At 44.0% G+C, this 12244-nt stretch carries 10 protein-coding genes; 7 read left to right on the top strand and 3 right to left on the bottom strand.

From position 1 onward, the window contains the following. The first annotated feature begins 86 nt into the window (after nt 1-86). From F6J99_RS04585 to F6J99_RS04600, 4 genes are all read left to right on the top strand, one after another. On the top strand, nt 87-284 hold the full coding sequence (locus tag F6J99_RS04585) for a hypothetical protein (RefSeq protein ID WP_293111894.1): 198 nt from the start codon (nt 87-89) through the stop codon (nt 282-284). Between the two features lie 178 nt (nt 285-462). Next, the gene (locus F6J99_RS04590) at nt 463-714 is read left to right on the top strand and encodes a hypothetical protein (protein WP_293111895.1); all 252 of its coding nucleotides are present in this window, start codon (nt 463-465) and stop codon (nt 712-714) included. A gap of 188 nt (nt 715-902) precedes the next feature. Further along, a complete protein-coding gene (locus F6J99_RS04595; protein ID WP_293111896.1) occupies nt 903-3059 on the top strand; it encodes an AAA family ATPase in 2157 nt (718 codons plus the stop codon). A gap of 34 nt (nt 3060-3093) precedes the next feature. Beyond that, entirely contained in the window at nt 3094-3684 is a 591-nt protein-coding gene (locus F6J99_RS04600; RefSeq protein WP_293111897.1) for a hypothetical protein, read from the top strand. 103 nt (nt 3685-3787) lie between these two features. On the opposite strand, the gene clpB is transcribed toward F6J99_RS04600, so the two are convergent. Next, nucleotides 3788-6427: an ATP-dependent chaperone ClpB gene (gene clpB / locus F6J99_RS04605; protein ID WP_293111898.1), complete on the bottom strand. Its 2640-nt coding sequence runs from the start codon at nt 6425-6427 to the stop codon at nt 3788-3790. Between the two features lie 566 nt (nt 6428-6993). On the opposite strand from clpB, the gene F6J99_RS04610 reads away from it, so the two are divergent. Beyond that, entirely contained in the window at nt 6994-8496 is a 1503-nt protein-coding gene (locus F6J99_RS04610; protein ID WP_293111899.1) for an FAD-dependent oxidoreductase, read from the top strand. Between the two features lie 77 nt (nt 8497-8573). Here F6J99_RS04610 and F6J99_RS04615 read toward each other — a convergent pair whose 3' ends face one another. Then, nucleotides 8574-9986, bottom strand: a complete 1413-nt coding sequence (locus F6J99_RS04615) for a hypothetical protein (RefSeq protein WP_293111900.1) — start codon at nt 9984-9986, stop codon at nt 8574-8576. Between the two features lie 98 nt (nt 9987-10084). Between F6J99_RS04615 and F6J99_RS04620 the strand changes: the two genes are divergently transcribed. Beyond that, nucleotides 10085-10795 (top strand): glutamine amidotransferase, encoded by a 711-nt coding sequence (locus tag F6J99_RS04620; protein WP_293111901.1) that lies wholly within the window; start codon nt 10085-10087, stop codon nt 10793-10795. 72 nt (nt 10796-10867) lie between these two features. On the opposite strand, the gene fghA is transcribed toward F6J99_RS04620, so the two are convergent. After that, entirely contained in the window at nt 10868-11719 is an 852-nt protein-coding gene (gene fghA, locus F6J99_RS04625; protein WP_293111902.1) for an S-formylglutathione hydrolase, read from the bottom strand. Nucleotides 11720-11859: 140 nt separating this feature from the next. On the opposite strand from fghA, the gene F6J99_RS04630 reads away from it, so the two are divergent. After that, a complete protein-coding gene (locus F6J99_RS04630; protein WP_293091465.1) occupies nt 11860-12132 on the top strand; it encodes a glutaredoxin family protein in 273 nt (90 codons plus the stop codon). Nucleotides 12133-12244: the final 112 nt, after the last annotated feature.

Consider the following 12244-nt stretch of genomic DNA (forward strand, 5'->3'; position numbering starts at 1 on the left):
AAGGTTATAATAACACAAAATCTCTAAATAACACAAAAAACTTAAAATACCTATTGAATCGTTTAACCCTTAGTAGGATAATTGGGATGTCAAAGTTGTCAAAAGATGTGTCAGAAGAAAAACAAGTTAGCTACAAACTATTTTTGCCTGAATCCTTACGGGCAAAATTCAAATCTATGTGCGCTCTCAAGGGAGTCACTATGAATCATATCTTATTGGAGTTGATCGAAGAATGGATAGACGAAAATAAACCTGCTTCATCCCCTAAGCAGAAGAAGAGTTAATCCGCTGATATAGGTGGAACAGTGCTGAATGCGAAATGGTGAGTGCTAAGTGCTGAGTTATTGGTAACCAGCTCATAGTCTGTTATTATAGCCCTGCTCTTGCTGAGGGTAACAAACACCAATACCTTTTAAGGGCGCACGGTGTGCGCCTTTAAGATAACTAAGTAACGACTAAGTAATGCGATTGGCCGTAGGCCACGCTACGCGAACGCTAATGAAAGACAATTCTAAATTATTTGAGGAACTAAAAGATCAAGCCCTTGATTCAGACCATGAGCAAGGGTTGATAGCCCTTAGTGAGGAATTGCTGAAAGAGTTTGATAGCGGTTCATCACAAGCTGTCACTGATATGGCTCGTTATCGGTTGGAAAAACATCGAAGTGCTTACAAAAAAGCCTACACAAAACTGATGGCTACCATTGGTCTATAGCATTTACATTTAAGTTGTGAAAATACTCGCGCTTGGGAAAGGCAAGAGGGAAGAGGCAAGAGGCAATAGGCAATAGGCAATAGGCAATAGGAAAGAGTTAATAAATCATTGTATAGTAATTTTTGGTAATATAAAAAACTGTAATATATTTTAACAATTATTTTGTCAAGGCTATAGGAAGAGTGTCTATGGAAAACTATCGACTGGTATCAGTCAAAATCAAGGGCTTTAGAGGCTTTCCTGAACAAGCGGGAGAACGGGAATTTAGATTTGATCAAGCTTGCACATTAATTGTAGGAGCTCAGGGTGGAGGCAAAAGTAGTACCCTGAATGCCATTGAGTGGTGTCTATTTGGCAAAGATGTCGCTAATAAAAGTGCTACTAAAATTGAAGAGCGCAAGAATTGGTTAGTGAAAAACCAATCGTCAAGGGAGACTACTGTCGAAGTTATCTTTGAAGGGAATGGCGAAATCCTGAAGGTATATCGGAGTGACCGCAAACGTCGTGGTAATCCCAAGTTTTACTATCAGATTAATAATGGTTTGTGTCATGAAGATGAAGCTGAATTGCGGGTGCTGCTGGGTGTAGAATTGTCTGACTACATGAGTTGTGTGTATCTACATCAAGAAACTATCAGTGCGCTACTGATTCAGGAACCAAAAGAGCGCAAAAATGCTCTGGATCGCCTCATGGGGTTGACGGATTGGCGCAATCTATTGGATGGAATTAAGCGAGCTAAAGCCCAGGAAGAGTTTAAGAAAGTTGATCAAGAGTTTAGTCAGATTATCAGCAAAATTGAGACGGCAAAAGCGATTAAGGAAAATGACTTAGGTCTAGCAGAAGAAGAAGCTATCTTTCATGATATTCCCCTGAGCAAACTATCCCTCAATGGAGCAAAAGCTATTTGCCAAGGGGTTGAAAATGCAGTTGAAAATTTTGCCAAAGACTATGGATTGCTGGTGCCCTCTTTACCAAGATACCAAACTACTGATGATTTGGAACGATTTGTAGATGGTGGTAAGGAGGCGATTAAGGAATTACGTAATGCGCAGCCCGACTGGGAACGGCAGAAAGAATTGCTGAATCAGCAAAGTGAATTAAATCGTTTGAAAGCTAACGTTGAGACCAAGGTTATGGAACTCAACCAAAAAGAAAACGAAATTCAGCAACTCGAAGATCAATACGGCATGCTACCAGACATTTTTGCAAAAAAAAATAAAATTGAACAAGAAGAATTACCGGCAAAGCAAGCGAGTATAAACACTATCAACAATCGTGCCGGTATCATTATCGAAACCATAAAATTTCTGAAGTCAGTACAGGAAGATAAAGCTCAGAATTGTCCCGTTTGCTCTACACCAATTAATCCAGTTCAGTTGCGTCAGCAATTAGAATCCTGGCAGCAAGACATGGCGTTACAGCTAAAACCGATTCAGAAGGAGATTCGGGAATTAGAAACAGCAGTAGAGGAGTTCCAGAGACTGATTAAAACCTTGGAGCGGTTGCAAGGGGAACGATTAGATAAGCATAAGGGATTACAACAAGCAAAAAATGCGATCGCAGTAGCTTTAGAAACAGAAATTAATGATTATGCTCAGGCTCTGGCTCTGCTCAATCAAGCCATTACTGAAGTAGATCAGGAATTAGCCAGGATTCGCACCGCAGTTGAGCAAAGTAATCAGCGTATCGATAGCATTGATCAAGACTTAGAAAACATTAAACGGATTATTACTGTCCTTCGTTATCGCCAAGAGGTGGATAATTTGTTTTCGATTCAAGATTGCCCTGAATATAAAGAAGTTGAAGCAGCAAAAGCTGACTTGGAAGCCTTCTGTGACCGATTGTTAACTATTGGTGAAGCCGTACAGGAAGTGCTAGGAAACTCAGCTAAAGAGAAAATCGATACTACCAGAGCAGCAATTTCTAGTATATATCGTCAGCTGGCCCATCGCAGTGACTTTCCAGATATTGAGATTGACCCAGACAAATATGAAGTGATGGCGGTGGGATATGGAGAGTCAGAAGTTGCCTTACGACTGTTGAACAAGGGTGATATTAATTGTGCTGCTTTGAGTATATTTCTAGCCCTAGCCACCTCAGAGCAATTGACTCATAATATCGGCTTCATGGTGCTAGATGACCCGTCGCAAAATCTAGACCCAGTCCATAAAGAACGGTTGGCTCAGGTGTTGGATCAGGTATTGGAGAAAAAGCAATTGATTATTGCCACTTCAGAAGATGATTTCGTCGAGCAGCTGAGTTTCAAGCTAACTAAGCCCAACCAACTCTACCGATTGGGACAGTGGACACCAACTCGTGGACCAACTATCGAGGGTAATGGGTAATAGAATGTAGAATTAAGAATGTAGAATTAAGAATATGGATGCATCAACATTAAACCATTTAAGCAGCATTAAACAACACCTGAATAGTCGGTCTAGAAAGGACAATGGCTTTGGCAAAACTTGTCAAATTTTCCTAGCGATTACCTTCTGTCGCTTGGGTTTTCAGGTAGAAAACTATTCCTCTCAAGGTGTAGATATTGATAGTTGGAATCACCCCTACTTTCCTAATCTTTCCATTGAAGTGAAGACTACCACCAAACATACGGTGACACTAGGACAGAAGGATGTGGATGGTTTGAATAAAAAAGCGAGAGAAGGATATGAACCTATCTTTGCGGTTTTGAGATTAGAGTTATTGTCAAATTGGATTATCGCTAAAGCCAAGGGAATTAAGGCAGGTAATCATCCTTTAGGGAGACTACAAACCTCAGTAAGGGCAATTCCAGAACTCCAAGATCAGGTGAATCAGATATTCTCTAGGGTTGTCAATGACTATGGCGCTATAGTATCAAGTATTCCAGCGGAAGAAGTTCTCACCTACTTGGATAAATGTTTGGATAGGGAGAAACTAAAAGTATTGCCAAACCCAGGTGTTATGGGACTGCGTGCAGGGCATAGGTTTTAGGGTTAGGGTGTGTTTTTTGCCCTAAGCATTCAGCTGATAGCTGATCGCTAATAGTTGAATCCTTAGGGTTGCAGCACACCATAGCCTTGAACCTTTCTCAACTTCAATTAGACTCACTAATAGACTCACTAATCAACAACTGAGCAGGCAATCGCTGAAAGGAAAGCCGTTCATTGTTCACATCTACAAAGATAGTGTCCCCATCATTAAATTCACTCCTGAGAATTCCCTTAGCGATAGGAGTTTCCAACTCCCGCTGAATAGCTCGCTTCAGGGGTCGTGCTCCAAAAACAGGGTCATACCCTAATTCTGCCAAAAAGTCAAGAGCAGCATCGGAGAGTTTTAGGGACATCTTGCGGTCTGCTAACCGTTGCTCTAAGCGCAGGGTTTGCAGCTGGACAATATTGCGCAACTGATGTTTTTGCAAAGTATGGAAAATAATCACTTCATCAATCCGATTGAGGAATTCAGGGCGGAAACTAGAGCGCATTGCTTCCATGACCCGACTCCGCATTTCCTCATACTTGGAGTCATCCCCAGCTACATCCAGAATATACTGGGAGCCAATATTGCTGGTCATGATAATAACGCTATTCTTGAAATCTACGGTATGCCCTTGAGCATCAGTAACTCGACCATCATCAAGGATTTGCAGCATGACATTAAAGACATCCGGGTGTGCTTTTTCGATTTCGTCAAATAGAATTACCGCATAGGGACGTCTACGGATGGCTTCGGTTAACTGACCTCCTTCTTCATAACCCACATAGCCTGGAGGAGCACCAATCATTCGGGAAACGGTATGCTTTTCCATATACTCGGACATATCGATTCGCACCATAGCCTCTTCGGTGTCAAACAGATAGGCTGCTAAGGCTTTTGCCAATTCTGTCTTACCGACACCGGTAGGACCGAGGAAAATAAAGCTAGCGGTGGGACGATTGGGGTCAGCTAATCCTGCACGCGATCGCTGAATAGCATCGGCAACAGCAGTAACGGCTTCCTCTTGGCCAATCACCCGCTTGTGTAGTTCTTCTTCCAGGTGCAGTAGCTTCTCTTTCTGAGACTCAACCAGCTTACTAATCGGAATTCCAGTCCACTTAGAGATAATTTCCGCAATGTCAGCTTCTGTAACTTCTTCCCGCAGCAAGGATTTACTACTGGTTTGGTTCTCGGCTAGCTGTTGCTCAACGGTTTCCAGGGATTTTTGCAACTCGGCTAACTTGCCGTATTTTAACTTAGCGGCTCGGTTGAGGTCATAATCCCGTTCTGCTTGTTGAATTTCTACGTTAACTCGATCAATCTCTTCCTTAATCCCTTGAATCCGGTCAATCACATCTTTTTCTGATTGCCACTGGGCATTCAAAGTACGCTGTTCTTCTTTAAGATCAGCCAGTTCTTTTTCCAGCCTTTCCAGTCTTTCGATGGAAGCGAGATCAGTTTCTTTTTGTAAAGACAACCGTTCCATTTCCAGCTGGATAATTTTGCGGTCAATTTCATCGAGTTCTTCTGGCTTGGAAGTAATTTCCATTTTTAGCCGTGCTGCCGCTTCATCCATTAAGTCAATGGCTTTGTCTGGTAAAAAGCGATCGCTAATATACCGAGTAGACAAGGTCGCTGCTGCCACTAAAGCACTATCGGCAATTTTCACCCCATGGTGAACTTCATACCGTTCTTTGAGACCTCGTAGAATCGAGATAGTATCAGCTACACTAGGCTGGTCAACATAGACCTGCTGGAAGCGTCTTTCGAGTGCTGCATCTTTTTCAATGTACTTGCGGTACTCATCGAGAGTAGTAGCACCGATACAGCGCAATTCACCCCGTGATAACATTGGCTTGAGTAAGTTTCCGGCATCCATTGCTCCTTGAGAAGCACCAGCACCGACAACGGTATGGATTTCATCAATGAACAGGATAATTTTGCCTTGGGAGTCGGTAACTTCTTTTAGTACTGCTTTGAGGCGTTCTTCAAATTCTCCCCGAAACTTAGCCCCAGCAATCAATGCGCCCATATCCAGAGCAATCAATTGTCGGTCTTTGAGGGATTGAGGCACATCACCCGCTATAATCCGTTGTGCCAAGCCTTCAGCAATAGCAGTTTTCCCAACACCAGGTTCCCCCATCAGCACTGGGTTATTTTTAGTACGGCGCGAGAGAATTTGAATTGTGCGCCGAATTTCATCATCTCGCCCAATAACTGGGTCAAGCTTTCCCTCCCGCGCCGCCTCTGTCAGATCACGTCCATATTTTTCCAGTGCTTGGTATTTGCCCTCTGGATTTTGGTCGGTCACTTTCTGATTCCCTCGAATGTCAGCAATGGTAAGTTTAAGCCTATTTTCATCTAGTTTAAACTTCTGGAATAATGACTTACCAAAGCGGTCATCTTTCAGATAAGCGAGGATCAGATGCTCAATGGAGATATAATCGTCTTGGTATTCTTTACGATAGGACTCTGCTCGGTCTAGCAAGCTATTCATGCTGCGTCCTAGGTAAACGGAGTCGCTATTACCAGAAACCTGAGGTTGTTTTTTGATAAAAGATTCCGTTGCTTCCCTTACTCCTGGCACAGAGACTTCCGCTTTGTTCAGAATACTGGTAGCGAGTCCATCTTGATCCAGCATCGCCTTCATCAAGTGTTCCGTTTCGATTTGTTGTTGGCGTGCGGCTTTAGCAACATCTTGGGTTTGTGCGATCGCTTCCCAGGCTTTTTCGGTAAACTGGTTAGGGTTACTTGGTTGCATCTCTAATCACTCATTCCTGTAACTGTTCACAATTCTAAAAAACCCAGTGCGATCGCATAGATCGGTCTTCACGTCTTCTTTTTGGGATATTGCCGTCCTCAAAGCCAGGTAAGCTGGTTTTCATTTAAATTCTATTGTTTTGACAGCAGGGGAGCAGGGGAGCTTCGGGTGCAGGGGAGCAGGGGAGAGGGTTTGACGGTTTTTTTTCTAACTTAATAATAACCAATTTAAATGCGCAACAGCTTAATAACCCAAGTTGCTAGTTACAACATGCTGTTTTCAATGTGGAATAACAGATAAAAATCGATAATTGCTGCGATTAATCCTAGATGGTTAATGGTTTTAATTTCGGCGTTGGTCAATCATTCCATTAAGCAGGTAAACAAAATTAATTACACATTTTACAAAACTCAAAGTCTTACAAGGTAAGGGTTAAAGAGATTATTATTATTTAATTAATTCTGTTTAAGTGCTTATTAAGCAACGCCAAAAATTTAGGTGCCTTTGCCCTGGGTGCCCCCGTGATGGTATTATTTGCAGCATATTGCTAAATTATTTCATTTGAGATGGTTTTACGTGATTATGTCTTCAAGACAATCCTTTTTCCCCTTCTCTACGCTATCTACGTCAGCTGCTTCTACATATTTTCCGCTGTACAACTTCTCCTCTTAGTGTCTTTGTTACCGATTCTTACACTCCTGTCGCAACGTCAGATCAAGGAGAAGCAGCAAGAGCATACTCTCCACGTTGCTATTATTGGTGCAGGGGTACGCGGCCTTTGCTCAGCGGTCTGGCTAAAGAGACAAGGTGTTGAGGTCACGATATTCGAATCAGGAGACGACATTGGGGGAACCTGGAGCACCTTCGCCTACGATAGTTCAACACTCCAAATGCCTTCCATCGCTTATACTTTTCACCACTCGAACCAGTGGCCGCAGCCCAGAGCTTCCGCAGGAGATATTGTAAAAAATCTGCGTCATATGTGTGAGAAGGAGGAGCTGACAAACCGAATCCGACTGGGTGAGCGTGTCGAGTCTATCTTTCGTGACAAGAACCGAAAGTTCTCGATTAACCACCATGCTGGGGAGCAGTTCGATGGAGTCTTGATCTGCACAGGTCATCTCTGTGAGCGGATGGACATGATGTACCCAGGCATAGAAACATTTGCTGGAGAGGTTGTCTACCCTTATGAGTACGAACCATCCCAAATCCATAGGCCAGGTTCCAAGACCCTTATTGTTGGAGGGGGCGCATCTGCCATGGAGCATATTAAATATGGTTTGGATTCAGGTTGTCAGGCTATCTACTGGGCAGTGCGACGACCAAAGATCCTTCAGGTGGATGATGTAAAGAGGAGTTTGCCACTCCAAGACTTGATCGAATTTTCGCCAATGTGGATGACTCTGATTCCACAGCTCATCCAGTGGATTGAGTGGCCTTTTCTATATCGGCCCATCTATGCTGCACACAATATGGACAATCTTTTCCCTTCGATTTGGGAACGACCGGCTATCCCGCAGTTCAACATTTATCAAGAAATTCAGCAAGGCCGAGTGGTGCCCATCCGTGGAAAGATCACGGGTCTGAGAAACCACACAGTAGAGATTACCACTGCCGAAGGGTGCCAGACTTTGGAGGCCGACACGATCGTAAGTTGTACAGGTTTTCGCTATAAAATACCTTCTTTCTTTCAGGAACAATACCAAGATGACGGAACGATGTTGCTTGCCGACTGTCCAGCCAATGTCACCTTTACAAGCTATGGATTGGGGAATTCCACGATGCATGCCAAGCTGTTGTACATGCACTTGGTTGACCCAAACACACGCCCCAAAGTAGAAGAGAACTGTGGTCCTAACCTTCTGGTACCGCGTAACTGCTGGCAAAAGGATAAGGAAAGACTCCTTCACCTCAGTTTCTACTTTGTGCGTTATCTAATCAGTCAGCGGTCTCGGTTCAAATGGCTGGTGTTTTTTCTCTCCCAGTCCTATCCATCTCTTAGCAAAGTCAGTTGTATCCCAAGGATTTCACGTCTGTGGGCTCCAGTGTTTGCCCCCTTTGGTCTATAAATAGCTGGGTTTAGTGGGATTAAGTACAATCAATCGACCCGCATTGTTTCTTGGCTTAATGTAGAGCTATTGCCACTCTAGAATACAGCAGTCGCTGAGGCCCCAGTTTTTGTGACAAAGCCCAAATTTTGGTTAATGAAGAAATCCTCTACATTCCCTTTAGCGCGAATTATCCCCATTATTCCATCCTCATAGGCAACTTCTGCAGGATAATTATGTAGGGCAAAGTTGGTGAGGCTGTAATTAAACCCATAGGATCCACAATTATAGATAACCAAACGATCACCAATTGCGATGTCTTCTGGAACACTAACGTCCTCAACCAGAATATCTAAAGGTGCTGGCAACTTCCCTGCTAAAGTTGCTTTCTGGGTGTTATTACCATTTCTTCCCAACACTTCCATATATTTATTAGCTGATTTCATGGACAGTCTTAAAAGTTGATGAACTCCTCCATCTAAAATGATGAATTTTTGCCCTTGGGATTGCTTAATGTCAACAACCTCAGTGATATAACATCCTGATTCTCCAACTAAATAACGTCCGATTTCCACAATGCACTGATAGGGATAACGATTATTCCCAAAAAGCGGCTGCAATTCCTGACCAAAAGATTCAATATCAAATTCGTCATCAACAGGGTTGAATGGGATGCCAATTCCTCCTCCAAAGTCCAGCATGGAGATGGGATAACCTTTATCATTGAGGCGGTTAGCAATGTTTATAGTATTGCTCCACGAAGCTAGTAATTGCCTATAGTTTAGAACATTGCTTTCTGTAAAGATATGAATTCCTTTTAAGCTGAGATTGGGTAAGGAATCTATCGTTGCAATTCCTTCAGTAGCGCTTGCTTGATCTATGCCAAATTTGCTGGCGCTACTACCAAGGGTTTGAACTAGCGTAGAAGACTCTCCACCCTGCCCCTTACTGCTTCCAAAATTACCCCTTTGTTGCTGAACTTCACAACTTTGATCAGTTCTGTATGACGGGTTGATACGGACCAGAACATTTTGCTTCTTACTATACCTCCCAGCCAAGTCATTCAGGCGCTGGGCTTCGTTGACTGACTCAAGGGCAATTAGACCAATCCCTGCCTCTAAAGAGGCAGCTAATTCTGCATTGGTTTTTCCTGGCCCTGTAAACACAAGCTGATCGGCTCGAAAGCCTGCTTTGAGTGCTGCCGTAAATTCACCAACTGAACTGATATCTGCCCCACATGCCAATTGAGCTAATTTCTGGCAAATGGACAAACTGCTGTTGGCTTTGAGAGCATAAAAAATTCTAAAATTGCTAGGTAAGTGTTGCTGGAGTTTTGTATATTGAAGGCCAATTTTATCAAGATTGTATAGGTATAAAGGCGTCCCATATTGTTCTGCTGCAATTTGTATTTCCTGTTCAGATAAGAGAATCCGGCGCATATAATCCCCACAAACTAAAATTAACTGACTCTCATTATAAATAAACTCTGATTCCAAGCAAGTTTGTGTCACAGACGTAAAATCAAAGCAAGCATCGTAATAGGTCAGAAGTGATGGCCAAGGGCAGGCAACGAAGCAAATGTACACTCTACAGATAGAAGGAGCAAAAGATGAGTAAGCAGGTCCTGGTGATTGTTCATGCAGCTAACACCAGTACTGGTAAGGTAGGGCAAGCATTGCAGCGACGTGGCTTCATGTTTGATCGTAGATGTCCGGTGGAGGGAGATACACTTCCCACCGACATGAGGGGCTACGCAGCCTGCATCATCTTCGGTGGTTCCCAGAGCGCGAATGATGACCACAACCCAGGGATTCACTCGGAGCTGGAATGGCTGGAGCGCAGTGTCCTTCCACAACAGACCCCAACCCTTGGAATCTGCCTTGGGGCTCAGCTATTAGCTCGTGTGATGGGTGCCAGGGTTGGCCCTCATCCAGATGGCCTAGTGGAGATCGGGTACTTTCAGATCCACCCATCTGAATATGGACAGACCTTCCTTGAAGAACCCCTCTGGGTCTACCAGTGGCATGCAGAAACCTTCGAAATACCTTGTTCTGCAGTGCATCTTGCATCCAGTGAGCGGTTCCCGAACCAGGCCTTTTGCTTTGGCAATTCTATTTACGGTCTTCAGTTCCATCCTGAGATGACCGATACCACTATTACGCGATGGTGCCGTTCCACAGCTGGTTCTCGGCAGCTTTGCCAACCTGGCACCCAGAAACTTACCGAGCAGCTTAGTGGGTACCGGGCACATGCCCCAACATCTGATCGCTGGCTAGAGCGTTTTATGAACCACTTTCTAAATAACTCTAGTAACGGTTAACAGAGGAGGAAAGTGCTGATAGGATACTTATTGTTTCCATAACTCATTACCAAGGGATTATCTCCATTTTCTTCAATCCAACAAAGCCTCAGCATGATGGCTGATATGGTCTTTTATAAAGGTGGCGATAAAATAGTAACCATGGTTATAGCCGACCTGGAGACGGAAAGTCAGGGGCTGATCTGCTTTTTCACAAGCCTTCTCAAACACCTCAGGGAGCAACTGCTGCTTCTCGTAAAAGGGGTCAGCGGTGCCTTGGTCAATCAATATTGTATGGTTATAGTTGGCTGTCAGCACCAGTTCGCTGGCATCGTAAGCTCGCCATTGCTCTTGGTCTGTCCCGAGGTAAGTGGTGAATGCCTTCTGACCCCAGGAGCTGCGCATGGGAGCAGCAATGGGAGCAAAGGCAGAAACGGATAGGTACTGCTTGGGATTCCTTAAAGCACAAATCAACGCACCATGACCGCCCATAGAATGACCAAATATACCTTGTTTCTCCACTTGCGCGGGGAAATTTTGGGCAATTACCTCCGGTAACTCGTGGACAACGTAGCTATACATTTGATAGTGAGCTGACCAAGGTTCAAGGGTGGCATCTACGTAAAAACCAGCACCAGACCCCAAGTCCCACTCATCGTCCTCACCTGGAATGCCTGTATTCCGAGGGCTGGTATCTGGAGCCACCAACATCAATCCATACTTGGCTGCAAATCGCTGAGCCCCTGATTTTACCATAAAGTTCTCTTCTGTACAAGTCAGACCTGACAGGTAATATAGAACTGGAACGGATTGGACTTTCGCCTGAGGGGGTTGGTATACGGAAAACCCCATCTCGCTCCTACAAGTCTGAGAGTGATGAGTGTAAAAACCTACTGTACCGCCGAAGCAACGGTTTTCTGAGACGAGGCGAAGGTCTGTGGACATGGGGCTGGTTCAAATGGACGTACCATGAAGGCGAATGTGGCTGTCCTGCATTTTAACGTTTCTTCAGGTGTGTTTGCCGAAGCTGCTCTTAACTTTACTAAACTACCTTCTAAATAAACAATTTTCAACTAACTTGCCTGATGGAATTAATTCTTTACAGTAAACCCGGTTGCCATCTTTGTGAGGGATTGCTTGAAAAGCTAGAGATGATTGAAGGCTTAACCTTTAAACTAGAGGTTCGAGACATTACCAGTCGAGATGATTGGTTCCAATCCTATCAGTATGAGGTGCCAGTACTATGTATCAACCACTGTGGTCAGGAAAAGCTCCTGCCTCGCCCCTCTCCTCGTGCTAGCGTTGAACAATTGCAGCGAATGTTACGGAAATATTTCCCTGTTAGTGAGTCAAAATAGGCGATACATCAGATTGACGGTTGACGGTTTGACTGTTAAAGCTTGATGGTTGACGGTTGACTGGTGGCTGTGATGATTCGATAGATATTATAGTGTCGTTTGGTGGGATAGA

It is taken from the genome of Moorena sp. SIO4G3, assembly GCF_010692305.1.
Classification (GTDB): domain Bacteria; phylum Cyanobacteriota; class Cyanobacteriia; order Cyanobacteriales; family Coleofasciculaceae; genus Moorena; species Moorena producens_A.

What these genes read in the sequence shown, in the direction of transcription:
- F6J99_RS04585 (WP_293111894.1), top strand. Translation starts at nt 87, where the DNA reads ATGTCAAAGTTGTCAAAAGATGTGTCAGAAGAAAAACAAGTTAGCTAC.
- F6J99_RS04590 (WP_293111895.1), top strand. Translation starts at nt 463, where the DNA reads ATGCGATTGGCCGTAGGCCACGCTACGCGAACGCTAATGAAAGACAAT.
- F6J99_RS04595 (WP_293111896.1), top strand. Translation starts at nt 903, where the DNA reads ATGGAAAACTATCGACTGGTATCAGTCAAAATCAAGGGCTTTAGAGGC.
- F6J99_RS04600 (WP_293111897.1), top strand. Translation starts at nt 3,094, where the DNA reads ATGGATGCATCAACATTAAACCATTTAAGCAGCATTAAACAACACCTG.
- clpB (WP_293111898.1), bottom strand. Translation starts at nt 6,427, where the DNA reads ATGCAACCAAGTAACCCTAACCAGTTTACCGAAAAAGCCTGGGAAGCG.
- F6J99_RS04610 (WP_293111899.1), top strand. Translation starts at nt 6,994, where the DNA reads ATGGTTTTACGTGATTATGTCTTCAAGACAATCCTTTTTCCCCTTCTC.
- F6J99_RS04620 (WP_293111901.1), top strand. Translation starts at nt 10,085, where the DNA reads ATGAGTAAGCAGGTCCTGGTGATTGTTCATGCAGCTAACACCAGTACT.
- fghA (WP_293111902.1), bottom strand. Translation starts at nt 11,719, where the DNA reads ATGTCCACAGACCTTCGCCTCGTCTCAGAAAACCGTTGCTTCGGCGGT.
- F6J99_RS04630 (WP_293091465.1), top strand. Translation starts at nt 11,860, where the DNA reads ATGGAATTAATTCTTTACAGTAAACCCGGTTGCCATCTTTGTGAGGGA.